This window comes from Paracoccus spongiarum, from assembly GCF_030732095.1.
Lineage (GTDB): Bacteria > Pseudomonadota > Alphaproteobacteria > Rhodobacterales > Rhodobacteraceae > Paracoccus > Paracoccus spongiarum.
The window spans coordinates 211,111-231,693 of the sequence record NZ_JAVAMQ010000003.1 but is presented as its reverse complement, the minus strand read 5'-3'; the positions used below and the strand labels follow the sequence as shown (position 1 = coordinate 231,693).

The window sequence follows — 20,583 nt, the reverse complement described above, 5'->3', positions numbered from 1 at the left end:
CCCTCGGCCGCCTTGACGCGAAGAAGGAGGATTTGCCGTGACACATGCCGCTGCCCCGCGCGGACAGGACAGCTGCCACCCGGCCCTGACCGACCCCTGGGCATTCGCGCTGGCGCAGGGCGCCGGCACCGTGATGGCGGTGCTGACCGCGACCGAGGGGCCCGCCTATCGCAACGCCGGGGCAGCCATGGCCATCGCGCCCGACGGCCGCTTTGCGGGCGCGCTGTCCTCGGGCTGCATCGAGGCAGACCTGATCCTGCATGCCGGCCGTCTGCGCGAGTCCGGCGCGCCGATGCGCCTTCGCTATGGCGCCGGCTCGCCCTTCATCGACCTGCGCCTTCCCTGCGGCGGTGCGATCGAGGTCCTGCTGTTCGCGCTTCGCGACTTCGACATCCTGGTCGAGCTGGCCCGCGCGAGGGCCGCGCGACAGCCGGTGACGCTGTGCCTTTCGGCAGGCGGACGCATGACGCTGCACCCCGGTCTGCGCACCGCCTGCGATGCGCCCGACCGTCCGGCGGCCGCCATCCCCTTCAAGCGGCCTCTGCGCTTCGTCATCTTTGGCGCTGGCGCCGAGGCCGCGGTCTTTGCCGATCTGGTCCGCGCACTTGGCCATGATCATGTGCTGGTGTCGCACGAGGATCAGACCCTCACCGCGGCCGAGGCGATGGGTTGCCGGATCCGCCGTCTGGACAACCTGCCCGACTTCGCGGACCTGGTGCCCGACGACCGCTGCGCCGCACTGCTGTTCTATCACGACCATGATTACGAGCCGCAGATCCTGCGCGGGCTGCTGGACCGGCCCGCCCTCTACATCGGTGCGCAGGGCAGCCGCGCGACCCATGCGGCACGACTGCAAAGACTGGCCGAGATCGGCGTGCCGGCTGCCGCGCGCGCACGGGTGCGCGGGCCGATCGGATTGATCCCGTCATCCCGCGATCCGCGCATGCTGGCCGTATCGGCCCTGTCCGAGGTTTTGCAGGCCGCGATCGCCTGCGACCACGGGCCCGTTCGGGACGCGGCCGCGATAACGGGCAGGGGCTGATGCTGATGGGCGCCCTGCTGGCGGCCGGCGCCTCGACCCGATTCGGCGCCGAGGACAAGCTGCTGGCTGCGTGGCGGGGCGAGCCACTGGTCACCTGGCCCGCCCGCGCGCTGTGCGCGGCGGGCTGCGACATGGTGATCGCGGTGGTGTCCTCCCCGTCGGTGGCCGCTGTGCTGCCGGCCGGGATGCGCTGCCTGTCGGTCGGGACCGGCCTGCCCATGTCGGCCTCGTTCGGCGCCGCGCTGCGCGAGGCACGGCGCCGCAAGGCACGGGGGCTGGTGCTGTGCCTCGGCGACATGCCGAATGTGACGCCCGGCCTGCTGCACCGGCTGAGCGGGATGCACGGCACCGCCGCCTGCCTTCAGGGCACAAGACGCCTTCCGCCCGCCCTGATCGCGGCCGGGGATTTCGCCCACGCCCTCACCCTGTCCGAGGGCGACCACGGCGCCCGCGCCCTGATCGCCGCCCTGCCCCCCGCACGCCTGCTGCCGATCCCCTCTGCGGAAGCTCTGGACATCGACACGATCGAGGACCTCCGCCACGCCTTGCCCTGATCAAGGCCGATCGGCCCGCCCGAATGCGAGGGCGTGGCGGACACCAAGGCACCCCTCAGGACAGATTCAGCGAACGGCCTATTGTCGTCTGGCTTCTGCCTGAAAATCTGCCCGGGTCCTACCCCCAACCGCTCTTCGTGGTCTCCTTCAAGTTGGCGGACTGCCCTGACCTGAGACCGGTTCCTTCCCACCGACCCAAGAGGCGGACCACAAAGCGACCGAGGTTCGCGGCCGATCAGATCATCGGGATGCCGACGGAGCAGGAGGGCGAAATGCCAACGTCCGATGTTTTCCGCAAGCACGCGACGAGTATGGCGAAGTTCCGCAAATGCACGACGCGGTTCCGGACGGCGGCCAGGCTCCGTCGAAGATATGCAGATCCGGTTGAAGTCAAGGCAACGGTTGTGCCTTGCCGTCGGTCTCATTGACCGGACATGTTGCGCATAGAGGACTGGGCGTTCGGCCCCATGCACACAAGAGCCCAGACATGACGATCGAATGGATCGAAAATTGGCCCGGCAAGAGCCCGCAGGAGCCGGGCGGATTGCACCACGCGGCTGTCTATCACATGCTGGACGTTGCCGCGGTTGCCGAAGTGATGCTCGCAACCTGGGATATGCCAAAGCATCGCAAAGAAGCGCTTGTTCTGCTGTCGGCCCTGCATGACCTCGGCAAGATCGGGGGTGCGTTCCGCGATTGCATTCTGAACGGTACGCCGCAGCATTTCGGCTCCCACTGGAAGGTAACCGAGGCGCTGCTGCGCCATCACGATGCGCTTTTGGCGAGGGTGTGGGGCGACGTTCGCCAGACATGGCGGTTCTCGCTCTATGCCGCGACGGCGGGGCACCACGGCCGCCCGCCGAGGGCCTCGGCCGACGAGATCGGGCGCATGCTGGATGTCGCAGGCGCGGAGTCGCTCGCGGATGCTGCATCAGTGATCCAGGAGTTTTCCAATCTTTGGCCGCAGGCCTCGCTGGCCGATCTGACCCGTGACGAGATGATCCGACTGTCGTGGTGGTTGCCCGGTCTGATCGCCGCGGCGGATTGGATCGGGTCGAACGGAAATTGGTTTGGCGCGCATTCACCCATTCTCGGCCCGGCTGAATACCTTGCAAAGACGCGGCCCCAAGCAGCATCGGCGGTAGAAAAAGCAGGCTTTTCCTGGCCCGCAGCTTCAACTGCAGATCTTTTCGACTTCGACCTGCGGCCCATGCAGGAAGCTTGCTCGACCGTGGCGCTTTGTGAGGGTCCGATGCTCGCCGTGATCGAGGACGAGACGGGCGCCGGCAAGACCGAGGCTGCGCTGATCCTGGCGCAGCGGATGATGGCGGCAGGAAAGGGACGCGGCCTTTTCTTTGCCCTGCCAACGATGGCGACAGCGGACGCCATGTTCCTGCGCAACAGGGATTGCGTCGGCAGGATGTTCGAAAGTGGACCATCGCTCACCCTGGCGCATGGGCGGGCGGGGCTGTCGGTCGGGTTTCGCGACCTGATCGGACGTGACCGGCCATCCCCGGACGAGCCTGGCTGCTCGGAATGGCTGGCGGAGGATCGGCGCCGGGCGCTCCTTGCCGACGTTGGCGTGGGCACTGTCGATCAGGCGCTGCTTGCCGTACTGCCGACCCGACATTCATGCCTGCGGCTCTATGGTCTCTCGTCGAAGATCCTGATTGTCGATGAGGTCCATGAGATGGGCGACCCTTATCTTCAGGAGTTGCTCGTCACGCTGCTGAGCATCCATGCCGCAATGGGCGGCTCGGCCATCCTGCTGACTGCGACGCTGCCGCTCGGCCTTCGGGCGCGGCTGGTGGCGGCCTTCGAGGATGGTGCGGACCGGCCAGCGGCGCCCTTGACGGATCGGGCTTATCCGGCGCTCACGGTGGTGGGCGGCGGAGCGCCGGAACTGCCCTGTCATACCGGGGATCGGGGTGCCGTCCGGGTCAGGCGAATCGGCTCCCCCGAGGAGGTCGTCGACCTGCTCGCCACGCAGGTCGCTGAAGGCGCGGCCTGCGTGTGGATCCGGAATGCGGTCGATGAGGCGATCGCCGCTGTCCAGGCACTGCGGGAAAAAGGAGTCGTGGCGGACGTGCTCCATGCCCGCTTTGCGTTGGCCGATCGAAAGCGACACGAGGCCCTTGCGCTCGACCTTTTCGGGAAGAGCAGCAAAGACCGGGGAGCCAGGGTTCTTGTCGGGACGCAGATCCTGGAATCGAGCCTGGATCTGGATTTCGATGTGATGGTGTCGGACCTCGCCCCGATGGCGGCGCTGATCCAGCGGATGGGCCGGCTCTGGCGGCACATGGACCTGCGCCCACACGGGTCGCGCTCCGTCCCCGAGCCTGTTCTTCATGTGTTGTCCGCGGACCCGGAAGACGTGCGTGACGCGCGCTGGCTCCAGCCCGTGCTGGGGGCCGGAGCGCATGTCTACCCGCCGGGACTGCAATGGCGGACGGCCGATGTGCTGTTCCGTGCCGGCAAGATCGAGCCGCCGGGTGACTTGCGCGGCCTGATCGAGGCGGTTCATGGCTTGGACGCGGGCGATGTCCCCGCAGCGCTGGTGAGGGCCGAGATGGAGGCCGAGGGCAAGGACCATGCGGCGCGGGCGCAGGGCGAGCGGAACAAACTCGATTTCGCGCTGGGCTATCGGGACGGGGCGGAGGGATGGGAAGACAGCGAGTTCCCGACTCGACTTGGGCAGCCGGTGCTGCGATTGGTCCTCGCCCGCTGGCAGGCCGGTCGCCTGACCCCTTGGGCGGAGGGCGAGACATTGGCGGACAGCCTCGCGCTTTCCGAGCTTACCGCGGCGGCAGCGCGCCTGGCCTCCTCCGGGTTGCCCGACCAGGGCGCGCCGGAAATCGTGGCGTTTACGACGGGCTGGCCGGACTGGAGGCGCAAGGCGGTGACGGTCTGCCCGGTCAATCAGGATGGAAGGATCGCAGAGGGGTTGCATTACAGCGGCAAAGAGGGCTTGCTGTTTTCATCCCCGGCTGCGCGGGGATGACCCACTAAGGGCGTGTCAGCGCTGAAGTGCGCCGAACCGTTCCCCGCATGCGCGGGGATGAACCGAAGCTAAGAGCGCGACAGCGCATCATTGACAGGGGGCACTGATTCTGCTCAAATACACACGCGCCGAGCCAAGGCTTCCCCTGACTCGGCGCTGGTAGGCCCAAAGGCAGCTCTCTGATCGTTGCAGCGTTCAGAGAGCACCGACACAGGAGGTTCCGAAGATGGGTCTGATATAACCCTTGCCTGCCTGAGCGCGCCAATATTACCGCGGCACTTACGGTCAGGCAAGGTTTGACTTCGGCAGTCCTGACACACAGGCTTTTTTCATGCCCCTGAATCTCATTTCCGATGCCTGGATCCCGGTGATCGACACATCTGGTGATCGCCGGCGGATCGCGCCGTGGCAGATGGCCGATTCTGCGCTTCTTCGTCCCGACTGGCCACGCCCAGACCTGAACATTGCTTGCCTTGAACTGCTCATCGGCTTGGTGGCGCTCGCCGATCCGCCCGCCCATGTGGACGACTGGCAGGACCGCCAAGAACCGGACGCTGAACGGCTTCGCTCGCGTCTGATGCCCTTCGCACCGGCGTTCGATCTGCTGGGCGACGGGCCCCGGTTCATGCAGGAACTGGGCGGGCTTGCAGGCGAGGCGCGGGCCACCGACCTCCTGTTCATCGACTCGGGCGGAGAGGGCGGCGCGCTGACCGTCCGTGAGGGGCGCTATCAGGCGCTCGACCTGCCGCTGGCGGCCATGGCGCTTTACACAATGCAGACCCAGGCCCCGTCGGGCGGGCGGGGGAACCTCACGTCGCTCCGGGGCGGGGGGCCTATGACAGTGCTCGTCGACCCGGGCGGCGGCCTCTGGCCACTCGTCTGGGCCAACGTGCCGGACGGCCGGCCTGCTCGGCCCGAGGATTTGCCTTGGACGCGATCCACCGTCACGTCTGAGGGCGGGGCCTCGCGATACCCGCACCAGGCCCATCGGGCGGAGGTGTTCTTCGGCATGCCCCGGAGGTTCTGGCTGGTGGCGGATGGGGATCGGGTGACTGCCGTGATTCAGCGTCCGAACGGCACGCGGTACACTGGCTGGACGCACCCGTTGACCGGCTATTACCGGCAGAAGGCCGGGGATGATCCGTTACCCGTCCGGCCGCGCGCCGGGTTTTTCGGTTATCGCCACTGGCTCGGCGTAGCCGTGCAGGCCATGGACGGCCTGCGGGAGCGCCCTGCGATGGTCCGCGCGTGGGAAAGTCGAAGCCCGGAGCGCGCCGCCAATTTGATCGTTGCCGGATGGGCGATGGAGAACATGAAGGCTCTCGACTACGTCCACGCCCGTCCGCCATTGGTCAACCTGCCTGATAAAAAGGCGGTTCGGGCCAACGGCATGGTCGGTGCGGCAGAGCATCTGGCAGCGGCCCTGCGCGGCGCGCTGGCGCCTGTTCAAGCCCGGGGCGAGGCGCGTGAAGCCGCGCGCGAGGAATTCTACACCCGTACCCAGGGCCCGTTCGAGGCTCGATTGCTGGAGTTGGCGACCGAGCCCGCCGAGGATGTCGCGCGCCGATGGCTCAAGGACATGCGCCGGGTCGGCATGGCGATCTTCGAACGACTGGCGATGGATGGGCTCGCCGATCGCAGGGTGCCGGATCAGAAGGCGATCGTGGACGCACACAAGGGGCTGGCGATGGCTTTCGATGGCTTCACCCCGCTCGGCCGAAAAGCCTTCGCCGAGTTGGTGCTCCCGCTTCCCGGAAAGAAGAAGGAGGCAGCAGCATGAGCCACAGCAAGATCATTCACGGCTGGTGGAGCCAGCGGATCGGTGCCCGCGATTCCCCGGCGGCGCGAGCTCTGGCTGCTCGTCTCGCCCGGGGCGGACCCATCGCCTGCCTCGCCCAAAGCGCGGTCTACGATCTGGGCAAGGATCTTAACCTTCTGCGACAGCCAGAGAAGCTGCTGCCGCTGGTGCGCGTCCTTGCCGCCGTGCGCGAGCACCGCAGCGAACCGCTGCCGCGGCGGCTGGGCGAGACCCTGTCCCCGTTGCGCTTCGAGCGGCTGATCCGCGCCGAGGGCGAGGAGCTGGCCGACCTGATCCGCCGCGCCCTGCCGATGGTGGATCGCGCGTGCGACGTGGGCAGGCTGGGCGCTGACCTTCTCGCCTGGGATGATGCTGTCCGCGTCCGCTGGGCCATCGACTACCACGGAGGGCGGCAGCCCCACAGTGCTGCCGCCGAACCCGATACATCCGCGCCCGATGAGGAGACGACCGCGTGACCACCTTTGTCCAGTTCCACGTCCTGACCACCTACCCTCCGTCCAACCCCAACCGCGACGACCAAGGCCGGCCCAAGCAGGCCATGCTGGGTGGCGCACAAAGGCTGCGGCTGTCCTCCCAGTCAGTGAAGCGGGCCCTGCGCGAGAGCCAGCACTTCGATGCTGCCCTCGCTGGCAGTATCGGGACACGGACCAAGCGGCTGGGCACCGAACTTGAGGATGAACTGATCAAGGGCGGCGCGCCTGCCGACCAGGCGCGCGCCGTAGCGGTGGAGGTCGCCGGCATCTTTTCCACCCTGGAGGCGCCCGCAAAAGGGCAGCCGCAGGTCGCGCTGGCCACCACGCTCGCCTTCGTCTCGCCCGAGGAATGGCGGCTTGCCCGAGATCTCGCGGCGCGCAAGCTTGCGGGCGAGGCATTTCCCACGGGCAAGGAACTCAAACGGCTCGTGCTGCGCAAGGCCGATGGGGCCGTCGACATCGCTATGTTCGGCCGGATGCTGGCCAGCGACCCCGAGTACAACCGCGAGGCTGCGGTTCAGGTCTCGCACGCCATCACGACCCACCGTGCCATCGCCGAGGACGACTGGTATTCCGCCGTCGACGACCTGAACAAGCGGGAGGATACGGGCGCGGGCCACCTGGGCGAACTCGGCTTCGGCTCGGGGGTGTATTATCTCTATGCCTGCGTCAACGTCGATCTCTTGGTGGAGAACCTGGCCGGGGACGCGGAGCTGGCAGCCAAGGGTCTGGAGGCGCTGGCCCGCGCACTGGCCACCGCAACGCCCTCGGGCAAGCGGAATACCTTCGCCCACCATCCGCGGGCCATCTACATGCGTGTCGAGCGCGGTGCGGTCCAGCCCCGCGATCTGACGGGCGCCTTCTTCAAGCCCGTCGACCTGAAGTCCGACGACATCGAGCGCACTTCGGTCGATGCGCTGCAGCGCATGTCCGAACAGCTCGACCGCGCCTATGGTCCGGCCTGCGAGGCGGTCGAGGTCATGGACGTGAAGGCAGGTCTCGGCACGCTGGACGAGATCGCTACCTTCGCGGCGGCCTCGGTGCCTGCCCATGCGTGACCACCTGATCTTCACGCTCGCAGCCACTCTGGGTTCGATGGGAGAACTGGCCGGCCATGCGCGTCGGGGGAGCTGGTCTTGGCCGGGCCGGTCGTCCGTGCTGGGTCTCTGCGCGGCGGCGATGGGGATCCGGCGGGAGAACGACTTCTCTGCCCTGGACCGGCTGGGGATGGCTGTCGCCATCTTCGCCGAGGGCGACCCCCTTCGGGACTATCACACTGTCCAATCCGTGCCCTCGGCCGCGGCACGGCGACCGCAATCCCGCGGCGAGGCGCTTCGGCTGGCGCGCCAGTCCGTGCGGCTGGGCAAGGGCGGCGCGGAAACCTCCATCACGCTGCGCGACTACCGGGTGGGCACGCTCTACGGCGTGGCGCTGTGGGGCAATGGGCTGGCCGTTCTGCGCGAGGCGCTTCTGCGTCCCGCCTTCACGCTCTACCTGGGCCGGAAGTCCTGCCCGCTCTCGGTTCCGCTCGCGCCGAAGATCGTGGCGGCGTCCGATGCCGCGACCGCGCTGACCCGCCTGTCCCTGCCACCCTGGCAGCGCGGGGCGCGCGCCCATGCCATCGCCACCGAAGAGGATCTGCCGGGCGGTCGCGTCGAGACGCGCCAGGACCGGCCGATAGACCGCATCGCATGGCATTTCGCGCCCCGCACAGTGAAGATCCTGCCCTGCGAGATCGCGCCCGGCGTGGCGGGGGAGGCCGCGGCATGACGCTTTGGCTGTCTCGCCTGCGCCTGGCGCACGGCCCGGACCTGGACGCGCTGCGCCCGCTTCTCGATCCGGCATCCCGGCATGCCGGCGGCATGGACACCCGCGAGCGCGGGTGCCGCAGCGATGCGCATCACCGGCTGATCTGGACGCTCTTCGCCGACACGCCGGACCGCACGCGCGACTTCCTTTGGCGCGACGAGGGCGGCGGGCGCTTCACGCTGCTGTCGCACCGGCCGCCCGCGCCCTCGCGTCTCTTCGAGTCGCCGGAAACCCGCGAGCTTGCTCCGGCGCTGGAGCCGGGCGACCGGCTTGCCTTCACCCTGCGGGCTAACGCCACGCGAACGGTCAAGTCTACGGAACTGGCCCCCAACGGTAAGCGGAAGCGAAAGCATATCGACCTGGTCATGGACCGCCTGCGCCCGCTTCCCGGCCAACGCGACCTGCCCCCGGGCGTGGAAAGCGAGCGCCCGAAGCAGCGTTTGTCGATGGCGCAGGACGCGGCGACGGAATGGCTCGGTCGTCAGGGCGTGGAGGCCGGATTCGTGCCGGATGACGTGACGGTAGGCGACTACTCTACCGCCGCACTGCCGGGCCATGTCGGGCGGCGGAAGGGGCAGCCGCAATACGGCATCCTGGACATGTCGGGCTCCCTGACCGTGACCGATCCTGCGGTCTTCGTGGAAAAGCTCGGGCAGGGGTTCGGACGGGCGCGGGGCTTCGGCTGCGGGCTCATGCTCATCCGCCGAGCCTGAACCATGGCGATGACCGGCCTGCCGCCCGCACACCCGATCCCGCTCAAGGATCGCGCCTCTCTGGTCTTCGTGGAACGCGCGCAGCTCGACGTGCAGGACGGCGCCTTCGTGGCGGTGAACGCCGACGGCACGCGCACGCACATCCCGGTGGGCGGCCTGGCCTGCCTGATGCTTGAACCCGGCTCCCGCATCAGCCATGCGGCTGTGGCGCTGGCCGGGCGCACGGGCACGCTGGTCACCTGGGTCGGCGAGGCGGGCGTGCGGCTCTACTCGGCCGGCCAGCCCGGGGGCGCCCGGGCCGACCGGCTGCTCTGGCAGGCGCGTATCGCGCTGGACGACGCGGCGCGGTTGCGGGTGGTGCGGAGGATGTATCAGCTTCGCTTCGGGGAAGATGCGCCCTCCCGGCGCTCCATCGACCAGCTGCGCGGCATCGAGGGCGTGCGGGTGCGCGAGAGCTACGCGCTCCTGGCCCGGCAGCACGGCGTGGACTGGCGGCGGCGCAGCTACGATCCCTCCGACTGGGAGGCGGCCGACATCCCGAACCGCTGTCTGTCCGCGGCCACCGCCTGTCTGCACGGCCTGACCGAGGCCGCGGTGCTGGCGGCGGGCTATGCCCCCGCCATCGGATTCCTGCACACGGGCAAGCCCCTGTCCTTCGTCTACGACATCGCCGACATCTGGAAGCTCGACACCGTCGTGCCCGAGGCCTTCCGCATCGCCGGCCTGCATGCGCGCGGCAAACTCGACATGGCCCCCGACCGTGCCGTCCGCCTGGCCTGTCGGGATGCCTTCCGCCGCACGGCGCTCTTGTCGAAGATCATCCCCGGCATCGAGGCGGTCCTGGAGGCCGGGGACCTGCCCCGTCCCGACCCGCCGCCGGAAGCCCTGGGACCGGCCTTCCCCGACTCCATCTCCGGCGATGCGGGGCATCGGGGATGATGGTCGTGGTGGTCACCAACGCGCCACCCCGGCTTCGCGGCCGGCTCGCGGCCTGGCTGCTCGAGGTCCGTGCGGGCGTCTTCGTGGGGGACTATTCGGCCCGGACGCGGGAGATGATCTGGGATCAGGTGACGGCGTATCTCGACGGTGGCGACGCGGTGATGGTCTGGCGCGCCCAGACCGATCAGGGGTTCGATTTCGTGACGACCGGCCGCAACCGGCGGGTCGCGGTCGATTTCGACGGCCTGAAGCTGGTTGCGTTCCGCCCCGTCGAAGGCCAGAAATGAGGGCATACACGAGGCGCTCGCCACGGTAAGCTGTTTGACAATCGAATAATCCCGGTGGATCAGGGATCTACAGGAAGACTGTTCCCCGCACGCGCGGGGATGAACCGGTGGCGCCGGATCGTTCATGGCGGGACCAACGCTGTTCCCCGCACGCGCGGGGATGAACCGCGTATTCTCGCTCGTCGGTCTTGATCGTCAGGCTGTTCCCCGCACGCGCGGGGATGAACCGGCGCCCCAGATGGCGACGTTGAGCCAGTCAATCTGTTCCCCGCACGCGCGGGGATGAACCCAGATGCGGCTGCTACCCGGTCAAGGACACGAACTGTTCCCCGCACGCGCGGGGATGAACCGACGCTGCTGGCCGAACGCTTTGTCGATCTGATCTGTTCCCCGCACGCGCGGGGATGAACCGGTGTCGGCCGAGGGGTAACCGGGTCCGGTTTCCTGTTCCCCGCACGCGCGGGGATGAACCGCGGCTGAGTGCGAGTTGGAGCCACAGATGCTGCGGCAGAGCGGCAGGAGCGGGCCTTAGACCGTGGTCGCGCAAGAATTTCTGCGATGGTCAGCAATCGGCTGCCCAAAGGCCAGGTTATGCCCTGCGATGGCCAGGAGTTGACGGGCGCCACACCGGCGCCCGTCCTGCCTCAGCCGCATTTCGAATGGCCGCAGCTGGGGCAGGTCATGCAGCCCTCGATCATTCTCATTCCGTACTGGCCGCAGGACGGGCAGGACGGGCCGCGCGGGGGCTCGCCCACGGCCACCGCCTCGGCCTTGGGGTCGGATTTCAGGCCCATCCCCTCGGCCTCGAGGAAGCCGATCGAGATCATGTGGCGTTCGATCACGCCGCCGATCGCCGCGAGGATCGAGGGGACGTAGCGTCCCGCCATCCAGGCGCCGCCGCGCGGATCGAACACCGCCTTCAGCTCTTCGACGACGAAGCTGACATCGCCGCCGCGCCGGAACACCGCCGAGATCATCCGCGTCAGCGCGACCGTCCAGGCATAATGCTCCATGTTCTTCGAGTTGATGAACACCTCGAAGGGGCGGCGGTGGCCCGCCTGCACGATGTCGTTCACGGTGATGTAGATGGCGTGTTCGCTGCCCGGCCATTTCAGCTTGTAGGTCGAGCCTTCTAGCGCCGCCGGCCGGTCCAGCGGCTCGGTCAGGTAGACGACATCGGCGCCCTTGTCTGCCTCGGGCGCGGCCTCGGTCGCCTCGCTGACCGACAGCACGCTGCCCGTGACGTCGTTCGGCCGGTAGGTGGTGCAGCCCTTGCAGCCCAGATCCCATGCGGCCAGGTAGACATCCTTGAAATCCTCGAACGAGATGTCCTCGGGGCAGTTGATGGTCTTCGAGATCGAGCTGTCGACCCAGTCCTGCGCGGCCGCCTGCATGGCGACGTGATCGCGCGGCGCCAGCGTCTGGGCGTTCACGAAATAATCGGGCAGGGCCGCGTCGCCATGCAGGTCGCGCCACATCTGAACGGCATAGTCGACCACCTCTTCCTCGCTGCGCGAGCCGTCCTTCTGCAGGACCTTGCGGCGATATGCATAGGCGAAGACCGGCTCGATCCCCGAAGAGACGTTCCCCGCGTAGAGGCTGATCGTGCCGGTCGGCGCGATCGAGGTCAGCAGCGCGTTGCGGATGCCATGTGCCGCGACGGCGTCGCGCACCACTGGATCCATCTTCGACATGAAGCCCGAGGCCAGATACCGGTCGGCATCGAACAGCGGGAAGGCGCCCTTCTCGCGCGCCAGATCGACGCTGGCCAGATAGGCCGAATGCGCGATCGCCTTCATCCACGCCCGCGTCTGCTCGACCGCGTCCGGCGCGCCATAGCGCAGCCCCAGCATCAGCAGTGCATCGGCCAGGCCGGTCACGCCCAGCCCGATGCGGCGCTTGGCCTGCGCCTCGGCCTGCTGCTGGGGCAGCGGGAATTTCGAGGCATCGACGACATTGTCCATCATGCGGATCGCGGTGCGCACCAGCCTGTCCAGCGCCTCGGGATCCAGCCGGGCCGCGTCGGTGAAGGGCTCGGTCACCAGCCTGGCCAGGTTCACCGATCCCAGCAGGCAGGCGCCATAGGGCGGCAGGGGCTGTTCGCCGCAGGGATTGGTCGCGGCGATGGTTTCCGCGTAATGCAGGTTGTTGGCCTTGTTGATCCGGTCGATGAAGATCACCCCCGGCTCGGCGAAGTCATAGGTCGCCCGCATGATGCGGTTCCACAGGTCGCGCGCGTTCAGCGTATGATAGACCTTGCCGCCGAATTGCAGATCCCATGGGCCGTCGGCCTTGACCGCCTCCATGAAGGCGTCCGTGACCAGGACCGACAGGTTGAACATGCGCAGCCTTGCGCTGTCCTGCTTGGCCTCGATGAACTGTTCGATATCGGGGTGATCGCAGCGCATGGTGGCCATCATCGCCCCGCGGCGCGAGCCCGCCGACATGATCGTGCGGCACATCGCATCCCAGACATCCATGAAGCTCAGCGGCCCCGACGCATCCGCCGCCACGCCATGCACCGCCGCCCCGCGCGGGCGGATGGTGCTGAAGTCATAGCCGATGCCGCCGCCCTGCTGCATGGTCAGCGCGGCTTCCTTCAGCATGTCGAAGATGCCGGCCATGCTGTCGGGGATTGTGCCCATCACGAAGCAGTTGAACAGCGTCACAGCACGGCCGGTGCCCGCGCCGGCAAGGATGCGCCCGGCCGGCAGGAACTTGAAATCCTCGAGCGCGGCGAAGAAGGCCGGCTCCCACGCCGCCGGATCCTTCTCGACCGAGGCCAGATCGCGCGCCACGCGCCGCCAGCTGTCCTCGACGGTGGCGTCGACCGGCTGACCCGAGGCATCCTTCATGCGGTATTTCATGTCCCAGATCTGTTCGGCAATGGGGGCGGCAAATCGGGTCATCGGGGCGTTCCTTGGTGGGGGTAAGCGTGATAGCATACCACATATTGTGGCAGCTGGGCAGGATCAAGTTCGTTCCGCATGGGGCAGCGCAATCGCCAGCCCGGCGCGCACGGCGGCCTCGGACTGCGCGGCCAGGGTCTTGCGTGTCTGCCCCGCCACCGGGATCGGATCATGCAGGGTCACCTCGGCGCGGCCCTGGTGCGGTGCGGCCAGCACGGACAGCAGATGCGGGCCAAGCGCCATGTCGGACCACCATCCGTAAAAGCGCGGATCGGCGCCGGGCGGCGCGTGATAGGCCACGCTCATCGGCTGGATCGCCAGATCGCGGGGCAGCGCGGGATCAAGAAAACCCTGGAACAGCGTCGGCTTGAAGGGTAGAACCCGCAGCCCGTCGGTCGAGGTGCCCTCGGGAAAGAAAAGCAGCCGATGCCCCGCGCCGACGCGCTGGGCGAATTCCTGCGCTTGCGTGCGGGCATGGCGGGGATCGCGGACGACGAAATGCGTATCGGTCACGGCGGTCAGGATGTTGATGCCGGGCCAGCCGCGCACCTCGGCCTTGCTGACGAAGAACACCGGCATCGCGGCGTTCATCACGAGGATGTCCAGCCAGCTTGCGTGGTTGGCGACCACCGCGCCGGGCCCGCGCGCCGGCGCACCGCTGCGGCGCAGGCCCAGCCCGATGCAGCCAAGCACCAGCCGGCAGACAAATTGCACATGTGGCCCCGTCCAGGGCCGGCGGGGCCCGTGCAGCAGCCGCTCGGCCCCGCGCATCGGCAGGATCAGCAGCACCCCAGCCAGCAGCACGGCAACCGCCGCGCCGCCGCGCCGCAGCACCCGGGCCCAGGCCCGCACGCCCTGCGGCCGCGGCAGCGGCGGAGGCGCGGCCTCGCGCCAGGTCGCGGCAGCCCGGCCGGCGTCGACACGCGCTGCGGGGGTCTGGCTCATGTCGCCTGCCAGCGGCTTTCGTAGAACCTGCGGTGCTTGTCGGACATCGCCTTGGTGTCCATCAGCAGGAACACGTCGGTGGTATTGAAGGCCCGGTCGACGAAGGCGCCGTCGCCGACCAGGCCGCCCAGTCGCAGATAGGCCTTGATCAGCGCCGGCATCCCCACCATCGCGGCGCGCCGATCGACCTGCCCCGCCGGGATCAGGTCCATCGACTGATAGCCCTTCGGCCGGGCCACCGGACGCAGCGCCTCGGGCGCCAGATGGTGATGATGCAGCCAGCTCAGCGCCGGGGCCAGCGCCTCGGTGTCTGTGCCGTGAAAGCTGGCGACGCCGAACAGGATCTCGATGCCGTGATCCAGGACGTAATCGGCCAGCGCGTTCCACAGCAGGAACATGCCCGATCCGCCGCGGCAGGCCGGATCGACGCAGGACCGCCCCAGTTCCAGCAGCGATCGCCCCGAGGCCCGCAGGGCCGTCAGGTCATATTCGCCATCGCAGTAGAACCGCCCGAATTCCTCGGCGCGCGAGCCCGGCAGAAGGCGATAGACGCCCACCACATGATCCAGCGCCTCGGCGGGCCGGCGCCGGTCGATCAGGCAGAGATGGTCCACGACCGGGTCGAACTCGTCACGCTCGAAGCGGCCCGCGTGATCGACCAGAGGACCATCGCCGCCCAGCTCCTCGACGAACACCCGATAGCGCAGCCGCTGCGCGGCCAGCAGGTCCTGCTCGGAGGTCGCGATCCGGATGTCGAAATAGGCGGGGTCAGACTTCATGCGGACTTCATGCTGCGGGCCGGGCTGGCGCGCGCCTGTCTAGGCGGCGGGCGCGGCCAATGCAACACAGCCCCGCAGCCGGATGCCGCGATGTCGCAATCAGCACTTGCCTAACACAATTCGAGGTTGCAAAGCTGATCGCATGATTAACCAATTTCATGCCCCCGCGGCGCCCACGATTTCCAGCGCCACCCGGCGCCCGTCGATCACCTGCTTGCCGGCCTCGGCGAAGTTCACGGTAATCCGGTCGCCGATGCGCGATTGCACCTGCCCGTTGCCCCATTCCGGCGCGCCGGGGTGGCGCACGATCATGCCGGGTTCGAGGATCTCGTTCACTGCCGCAACTCCGTTTCCCGCCGCGAAGGGTATCCCCGCATGAGCATCGACACAACGCGCATCGCACCGGGCGATCTTGCCGCGCTTCTGGGATCGCGCCTCTGCCACGACCTGATCTCGCCCCTCGGCGCCATCGGCAACGGTGTCGAACTGCTCGAGATGTCGCCCGACTTCCCCGGCCTCACCAAATGTCCCGAAATGCAGCTGATCGCCGAATCCGTGGCCGCCGCGCGCAGCCGGATCCAGGCGTTTCGCATGGCCTTCGGCCAGGCGCAGGGCGACCAGCGCATCCCCCGCGCCGAATTGGCGCGCCTTCTGGACGGCGCCGCCGCGCAGGGCCGGCTGCGGATCGAACTGGATGGCGAGGGCGATTTCGCCCGGCCCGAGATCCGCATGGTGATGCTGGCGCTGATGTGCCTGGAAACGGCGATGCCCTGGGGCGGCCGCATCGTGGTGCTGCGCTGCACGCCGGGCTGGCGGCTGATCGCCGAATCCGACCGGATGCGGCCCGATCCGGCGCTGTGGTCCTGGCTTGGCCCCGACGAGGCGGGCCCTGCCCGCCACCCCTCGCCGGCCGAGGTGCAGTTCGCCCTGCTGGCCGAGGCCGCCCGCGCCGCCGGGCGCCGCCTGTCCTGGGACATGGACGAACAGGGCGCCGAGATCGCCTTCTGAGGCCCGCGCGCCCCACAGGCGCCGGACGGAACGGTCCCCCGACCCGCCCTGATCAGGCGCGCACGGCGCCGTCGCCCGTAACCAGATACTTGAAGCTGGTCAGCTGTTCCGCCCCGACCGGGCCGCGCGCGTGCATCTTGCCGGTGGCGATGCCGATCTCGGCCCCCATTCCGAATTCGCCGCCATCGGCGAATTGCGTCGAGGCGTTGCGCATCAGGATGGCGCTGTCCAGTCCGGCGAAGAAGCTGTCGGCGGTCGCGTCGTTCTCCGTCAGGATCGACTCGGTGTGCTGGCTGCCGAAGCGGCGGATATGCGCGATCGCCCCCTCGACGCCGTCGACCAGACGGGCCGCAATGATCATGTCCTGAAATTCGCGGCCGAAATCCTCGGGAACCGCCTCCACCGTGCCGGGCAGAGCGGCCAGCTCGCCCTCGGCCCGCACCTCGACGCCCGCCGCGACCAGATCCCCAACCAGCGCGGCCCGCAGCGCCGGATCGGCGGCGCGGTCGATCAGAAGGCACTCGGCGGCGCCGCAGATGCCCGTTCGGCGGGTCTTGGCGTTCACCAGCACCCGCCGCGCCTTCCCGGGATCGGCGTCGCGGTCGACATAGACGTGGCAGATGCCTTCCAGATGAGCAAAGACCGGCACCCGCGCCTCGCGCTGCACCAGCCCGACCAGTCCCTTGCCGCCGCGCGGAATGATGACGTCGATCAGCCCCTGCGCCTGCAACATCGCGCTGACGGCGGCGCGGTCGCGCGTGTCCACCAGCTGGATCGCCGCCTCGGGCAGGCGCGCCTTGCGCAGACCCTCCACCATGCAGCCGTGGATCGCCCGGCTGGAATGAAGGCTTTCCGAGCCGCCGCGCAGGATCACCGCATTGCCGGACTTCAACGCCAGCGCCCCCGCGTCGGCTGTGACGTTGGGCCGGCTTTCATAGATCACCCCGATCACCCCGATGGGCGTGCGCACCCGACGGATATGCAGACCGCTCGGACGGTCCCATTCGGCGACCACCTCGCCAACCGGATCCGGCTGGTCCGCCACCGTGCGCAGGCTGTCCTCGATCGCGCGCAGCCGGGTCTCATCCAGCCGCAGCCGGTCGATCATCGGCCCGCTCAGCCCCTTCTCGCGCCCGAAGGCAAGATCCTGCTCATTGGCGACCAGAATCGCGGCCCCCTGGTCGCGGATCGCATCGGCGGCCGCGATCAGCGCGTCGCGCTTCCGCCCGGCCGTCGCCAGTGCCAGATCATGCGCCGCCAGACGGGCCGCCTCGCCCATCCGCGCGATCAGCGCCGCTGCATCGTCCCTGTCGCCCATGCCACCCACTCTCACCCCGGCTCGGCCCCCGATATGCCCCGCCGCACCGCGATGATCAACCGCGCATCGGCGCCGATCCGGCAGATCCGGCCCGCCGTCTTGCCTTGGCCGAAATATCCCGGGGGAGTCCGAAGGACGGGGGCGGCGCCCCCTACCCGGCCGAGTTCGGGATTTCCGCGCGAACCCGCGCGACCGACGCATGAATCGGGGGGGAATGGCGCGGTTGACGGGGCTCGAACCCGCGACCCCCGGCGTGACAGGCCGGTACTCTAACCAACTGAGCTACAACCGCGCATCAATCCGGGCGAAGGGTGTGTGTGGCGCGGTTGACGGGGCTCGAACCCGCGACCCCCGGCGTGACAGGCCGGTACTCTAACCAACTGAGCTACAACCGCACACTCACCTTCCCCGGCTGATCGCCCGCCGGGGTGAGGGGCGGTTTACGCAGAGCGCATCTTCGCGTCAAGGGCGCATCGGAAAAATATCGGGCGCCCCCGCGGCGCGGCGCGGCCGGCTGATGCGACCGCCGCAAACCGGCTCGGGCGCGTTGGTCGTCATCGGCCCCGAGGTGGGCAGCCCGCGCAGCACCCGCACCGCCAGCCAGCCGAAGGCCTGCGCCTCCAGCATGTCGCCATCCAGCCCGATCGCCTCGACCGGGGCCACCTCGGCCGGCAATGCCGCCCGCAGCGCGGCCATGACCGCCGCGTTGTGCCGCCCGCCGCCACACACCAGGACCATCGCGGGCGGCGTGGGCAGCCATCGCCAGCCCGCACCGACCGCAGCGGCCAGCGCCGCCACGAGGGTCGCCGCCGCATCGGCATCCGACAGGCCGTCCACCTCGGCCGCGAGCGTCGCGAACTGGTCGCGGTCCAGCGACTTCGGCGGCGGCCGATCGAAGAACGGATTGCCCATGAACCGCGCCACGATACCCGCATCCGCCCGGCCCGCAAGGGCCAGCGCACCTCCGGCGTCGTGGGTCTGGCGCCGGCGCCGGCGCATCAGGTCATTCAGCGGCGCGTTGGCCGGCCCGGTGTCGAAGGCCAGGCAGGCCCCCGGCATCTCCGGCGCGGCGGCCGATGGATCGACCCAGCTGATGTTGCCTACGCCGCCAAGGTTCAGGAACGCGACCGGCGCCCGCGGCAACGCAGCCCGACCCGCCGCCCACTCGGCGCAGGCCCAGTGGAAGAACGGCACCAGCGGCGCCCCCTCGCCGCCGCGACGCACGTCCTCGCTGCGGAAATCCCAGACCACCGGACGCGCGGTCAGGCCGGCCAGCGCCGCGCCATCGCCCGCCTGATGCGTGCCGCGACCCTGCGGCTCATGCGCCAGCGTCTGGCCGTGATAGCCGATCACCTCGGCCTCGGGAAAGTCCTGCGCCAGCGCCGCATGGCCGGCAACCGAGATCTCGGCGACCTCATCGACCCCGGGCGCGCCGGGCCAGCGCCCCAGCGCGCCATGCAGCACGGCGGCCTCGTTGTCCGAATAGGCGCGGAACCGGCTGGGCCCGAAGCCCGCAATACGGCGCCCGTCGGTCTCGATCATCGCCGCGTCCACCCCGTCCAGCGAGGTGCCCGACATCATTCCCAAAGCCCGGATCATCGCGCCTTTTCCTTTGACCTGCCTGCCGGTATATCCGGCCCGTCGAGAAGGAAACAGCCCATGACCTACCAGCCCAAGTCAGACTTCCTGCGCGTGATGACCGAGCGCGGCTACATGGCCGACTGCACCGATATCGCGGCCCTGGACGCGGCGCTGCTGGCCGGGCCGGTCACGGCCTATATCGGCTATGACGCGACGGCGGCATCGCTGCATGTCGGCCATCTGCTGAACATCATGATGCTGCGCTGGTTCCAGAAGACCGGCAACCGCCCGATCACCCTGATGGGCGGCGGCACCACCAAGGTCGGCGATCCCTCGTTCCGCTCGGACGAACGCCCGCTGCTGGATGCCGCCGCGATCCGCGGCAATATCGACGGGATGCAGAAGGTCTTTGCCCGCTATCTCGAGTATGGCGGTGACGGCGCGCTGATGCTGGACAACGCCGAATGGCTGGACGGGCTGAACTATCTGGAATTCCTGCGCGACATCGGCCGGCATTTCAGCGTCAACCGGATGCTGGCCTTCGAATCGGTGAAATCCCGGCTGGACCGCGAGCAGTCGCTGTCCTTCCTGGAATTCAACTACATGATCCTGCAGGCCTACGACTTCCTCGAACTGCATCGCCGCCATGGCTGCCGGTTGCAGATGGGCGGATCGGACCAGTGGGGCAACATCGTCAACGGCATCGACCTGACGCGGCGCGTCGACGATGCGGTGATCTGGGGCCTGACCTCGCCGCTGCTGACCACCTCGGACGGGCGCAAGATGGGCAAGTCGGCGGGCGGCGCGGTCTGGCTGAACGGCGAGATGCTGCCGCCCTACGAGTTCTGGCAGTTCTGGCGCAACACGACCGATGCGGATGTCGGCCGCTTCCTCAAGCTGTACACCGAACTGCCGGTTGCGGAATGCGACCGCCTCGGCGCGCTGCGGGGCGCCGAGATCAACGAGGCCAAGGTGCGGCTTGCCAACGAGGTCACGACGCTGCTGCACGGGGCCGACGCCGCCGCGCGGGCCGCGGCGACGGCGCGGCAGGTCTTCGAGGAAGGCGGTGCGGGGGGGGATCTGGAAGTGTCGCTGCTGCCGGCCTCGCTGCTGGCCTCGGGTCTCAGCGTCGTGCAGATGCTGGTGCAGACCGGCATCACCGCCAGCGGCAAGGAGGCCAAGCGGCTGGTGGCCGAGGGCGGGCTGCGGCTGAACAATGCCGCGGTCGACGATCCGCAGATGGCCGTCGATGCGGCGCTGATCGGCGACGGGCTGAAGGTCTCGGTCGGCCGCAAGAAGCACCGGCTGGTGCGGATCGGCTGATTGCGCGGGGCGCATGGCCGCGTTGCAGGGGCGGATGACGCCGCGTCATCCCTCTGGCGGTGCCGCGCCGTGCTGCCTAGGTG

Annotated in this window: 18 protein-coding genes, 2 tRNA genes and 1 CRISPR repeat array; of the genes, 12 read left to right on the top strand and 8 right to left on the bottom strand. The window is 68.8% G+C overall.

Going from position 1 to position 20,583, the window contains the following annotated elements:
- Positions 1-37 precede the first annotated feature (37 nt).
- From Q5Y72_RS04920 to cas2e, 10 genes are all read left to right on the top strand, one after another.
- Positions 38-1,042 (top strand): XdhC family protein, encoded by a 1,005-nt coding sequence (locus tag Q5Y72_RS04920; RefSeq protein WP_305962276.1) that lies wholly within the window; start codon positions 38-40, stop codon positions 1,040-1,042.
- Positions 1,042-1,596, top strand: coding sequence for a nucleotidyltransferase family protein (locus Q5Y72_RS04915; protein ID WP_305962275.1), 555 nt, complete (start codon positions 1,042-1,044; stop codon positions 1,594-1,596). The genes Q5Y72_RS04920 and Q5Y72_RS04915 overlap by 1 nt, the downstream gene beginning before the upstream one ends.
- 487 nt (positions 1,597-2,083) lie before the next feature.
- Positions 2,084-4,597, top strand: coding sequence for a CRISPR-associated helicase Cas3' (cas3, locus tag Q5Y72_RS04910; protein ID WP_305962274.1), 2,514 nt, complete (start codon positions 2,084-2,086; stop codon positions 4,595-4,597).
- Between the two features lie 331 nt (positions 4,598-4,928).
- Positions 4,929-6,377: a type I-E CRISPR-associated protein Cse1/CasA gene (gene casA / locus Q5Y72_RS04905; protein ID WP_305962273.1), complete on the top strand. Its 1,449-nt coding sequence runs from the start codon at positions 4,929-4,931 to the stop codon at positions 6,375-6,377.
- On the top strand, positions 6,374-6,871 hold the full coding sequence (gene casB / locus Q5Y72_RS04900; protein WP_305962272.1) for a type I-E CRISPR-associated protein Cse2/CasB: 498 nt from the start codon (positions 6,374-6,376) through the stop codon (positions 6,869-6,871). The genes casA and casB overlap by 4 nt, the downstream gene beginning before the upstream one ends.
- Positions 6,868-7,947 carry a type I-E CRISPR-associated protein Cas7/Cse4/CasC gene (gene cas7e / locus Q5Y72_RS04895; protein ID WP_305962271.1) on the top strand — a complete coding sequence of 360 codons (1,080 nt, stop codon included), beginning with the start codon at positions 6,868-6,870 and terminating at the stop codon, positions 7,945-7,947. Before casB ends, cas7e begins: the two co-directional genes overlap by 4 nt.
- Positions 7,940-8,659, top strand: coding sequence for a type I-E CRISPR-associated protein Cas5/CasD (cas5e, locus tag Q5Y72_RS04890; protein ID WP_305962270.1), 720 nt, complete (start codon positions 7,940-7,942; stop codon positions 8,657-8,659). Before cas7e ends, cas5e begins: the two co-directional genes overlap by 8 nt.
- Positions 8,656-9,411: a type I-E CRISPR-associated protein Cas6/Cse3/CasE gene (gene cas6e, locus Q5Y72_RS04885; protein WP_305962269.1), complete on the top strand. Its 756-nt coding sequence runs from the start codon at positions 8,656-8,658 to the stop codon at positions 9,409-9,411. The genes cas5e and cas6e overlap by 4 nt, the downstream gene beginning before the upstream one ends.
- 9 nt (positions 9,412-9,420) lie before the next feature.
- Positions 9,421-10,350: a type I-E CRISPR-associated endonuclease Cas1e gene (gene cas1e / locus Q5Y72_RS04880; RefSeq protein WP_305962268.1), complete on the top strand. Its 930-nt coding sequence runs from the start codon at positions 9,421-9,423 to the stop codon at positions 10,348-10,350.
- Positions 10,350-10,637, top strand: coding sequence for a type I-E CRISPR-associated endoribonuclease Cas2e (cas2e, locus tag Q5Y72_RS04875; protein WP_305962267.1), 288 nt, complete (start codon positions 10,350-10,352; stop codon positions 10,635-10,637). Before cas1e ends, cas2e begins: the two co-directional genes overlap by 1 nt.
- Positions 10,638-10,715: 78 nt before the next feature.
- Positions 10,716-11,110: a CRISPR direct-repeat array (repeat unit 29 nt; unit sequence CTGTTCCCCGCACGCGCGGGGATGAACCG).
- A 171-nt stretch (positions 11,111-11,281) separates the two neighbouring features.
- Here the strand turns inward: cas2e and Q5Y72_RS04870 are convergent.
- From Q5Y72_RS04870 to Q5Y72_RS04855, 4 genes are all read right to left on the bottom strand, one after another.
- Positions 11,282-13,546, bottom strand: coding sequence for an adenosylcobalamin-dependent ribonucleoside-diphosphate reductase (locus Q5Y72_RS04870; protein ID WP_305962266.1), 2,265 nt, complete (start codon positions 13,544-13,546; stop codon positions 11,282-11,284).
- A 63-nt stretch (positions 13,547-13,609) separates the two neighbouring features.
- On the bottom strand, positions 13,610-14,491 hold the full coding sequence (gene olsA / locus Q5Y72_RS04865; protein ID WP_305962265.1) for a lyso-ornithine lipid O-acyltransferase: 882 nt from the start codon (positions 14,489-14,491) through the stop codon (positions 13,610-13,612).
- Complete coding sequence (gene olsB, locus Q5Y72_RS04860; protein ID WP_305962264.1) at positions 14,488-15,270, bottom strand: L-ornithine N(alpha)-acyltransferase; 783 nt, start codon at positions 15,268-15,270, stop codon at positions 14,488-14,490. Before olsB ends, olsA begins: the two co-directional genes overlap by 4 nt.
- 156 nt (positions 15,271-15,426) lie before the next feature.
- Positions 15,427-15,606: a DUF3553 domain-containing protein gene (locus Q5Y72_RS04855; RefSeq protein WP_305962263.1), complete on the bottom strand. Its 180-nt coding sequence runs from the start codon at positions 15,604-15,606 to the stop codon at positions 15,427-15,429.
- A gap of 39 nt (positions 15,607-15,645) precedes the next feature.
- On the opposite strand from Q5Y72_RS04855, the gene Q5Y72_RS04850 reads away from it, so the two are divergent.
- Complete coding sequence (locus tag Q5Y72_RS04850) at positions 15,646-16,278, top strand: histidine phosphotransferase family protein (RefSeq protein WP_305962262.1); 633 nt, start codon at positions 15,646-15,648, stop codon at positions 16,276-16,278.
- 52 nt (positions 16,279-16,330) lie between these two features.
- On the opposite strand, the gene Q5Y72_RS04845 is transcribed toward Q5Y72_RS04850, so the two are convergent.
- The 4 genes from Q5Y72_RS04845 to Q5Y72_RS04830 form a co-directional block, all read right to left on the bottom strand.
- Positions 16,331-17,596, bottom strand: coding sequence for a glutamate-5-semialdehyde dehydrogenase (locus Q5Y72_RS04845; RefSeq protein WP_305962261.1), 1,266 nt, complete (start codon positions 17,594-17,596; stop codon positions 16,331-16,333).
- 215 nt (positions 17,597-17,811) lie between these two features.
- Positions 17,812-17,888, bottom strand: a tRNA-Asp gene (locus Q5Y72_RS04840).
- Between the two features lie 26 nt (positions 17,889-17,914).
- Positions 17,915-17,991, bottom strand: a tRNA-Asp gene (locus tag Q5Y72_RS04835).
- Positions 17,992-18,058: 67 nt separating this feature from the next.
- Positions 18,059-19,195, bottom strand: coding sequence for an anhydro-N-acetylmuramic acid kinase (locus tag Q5Y72_RS04830; RefSeq protein ID WP_305962260.1), 1,137 nt, complete (start codon positions 19,193-19,195; stop codon positions 18,059-18,061).
- Positions 19,196-19,255: 60 nt separating this feature from the next.
- Between Q5Y72_RS04830 and tyrS the strand changes: the two genes are divergently transcribed.
- Positions 19,256-20,500: a tyrosine--tRNA ligase gene (gene tyrS, locus Q5Y72_RS04825; RefSeq protein WP_305962259.1), complete on the top strand. Its 1,245-nt coding sequence runs from the start codon at positions 19,256-19,258 to the stop codon at positions 20,498-20,500.
- Positions 20,501-20,583: the final 83 nt, after the last annotated feature.

What these genes read in the sequence shown, in the direction of transcription:
- olsA (WP_305962265.1), bottom strand. Translation starts at nt 14,491, where the DNA reads ATGAGCCAGACCCCCGCAGCGCGTGTCGACGCCGGCCGGGCTGCCGCG.
- Q5Y72_RS04850 (WP_305962262.1), top strand. Translation starts at nt 15,646, where the DNA reads ATGAGCATCGACACAACGCGCATCGCACCGGGCGATCTTGCCGCGCTT.
- Q5Y72_RS04915 (WP_305962275.1), top strand. Translation starts at nt 1,042, where the DNA reads ATGCTGATGGGCGCCCTGCTGGCGGCCGGCGCCTCGACCCGATTCGGC.
- cas1e (WP_305962268.1), top strand. Translation starts at nt 9,421, where the DNA reads ATGACCGGCCTGCCGCCCGCACACCCGATCCCGCTCAAGGATCGCGCC.
- Q5Y72_RS04870 (WP_305962266.1), bottom strand. Translation starts at nt 13,546, where the DNA reads ATGACCCGATTTGCCGCCCCCATTGCCGAACAGATCTGGGACATGAAA.
- tyrS (WP_305962259.1), top strand. Translation starts at nt 19,256, where the DNA reads ATGACCTACCAGCCCAAGTCAGACTTCCTGCGCGTGATGACCGAGCGC.
- cas2e (WP_305962267.1), top strand. Translation starts at nt 10,350, where the DNA reads ATGGTCGTGGTGGTCACCAACGCGCCACCCCGGCTTCGCGGCCGGCTC.
- Q5Y72_RS04830 (WP_305962260.1), bottom strand. Translation starts at nt 19,195, where the DNA reads ATGATCCGGGCTTTGGGAATGATGTCGGGCACCTCGCTGGACGGGGTG.
- cas3 (WP_305962274.1), top strand. Translation starts at nt 2,084, where the DNA reads ATGACGATCGAATGGATCGAAAATTGGCCCGGCAAGAGCCCGCAGGAG.
- olsB (WP_305962264.1), bottom strand. Translation starts at nt 15,270, where the DNA reads ATGAAGTCTGACCCCGCCTATTTCGACATCCGGATCGCGACCTCCGAG.
- casA (WP_305962273.1), top strand. Translation starts at nt 4,929, where the DNA reads ATGCCCCTGAATCTCATTTCCGATGCCTGGATCCCGGTGATCGACACA.
- cas6e (WP_305962269.1), top strand. Translation starts at nt 8,656, where the DNA reads ATGACGCTTTGGCTGTCTCGCCTGCGCCTGGCGCACGGCCCGGACCTG.
- cas5e (WP_305962270.1), top strand. Translation starts at nt 7,940, where the DNA reads ATGCGTGACCACCTGATCTTCACGCTCGCAGCCACTCTGGGTTCGATG.
- Q5Y72_RS04845 (WP_305962261.1), bottom strand. Translation starts at nt 17,596, where the DNA reads ATGGGCGACAGGGACGATGCAGCGGCGCTGATCGCGCGGATGGGCGAG.
- casB (WP_305962272.1), top strand. Translation starts at nt 6,374, where the DNA reads ATGAGCCACAGCAAGATCATTCACGGCTGGTGGAGCCAGCGGATCGGT.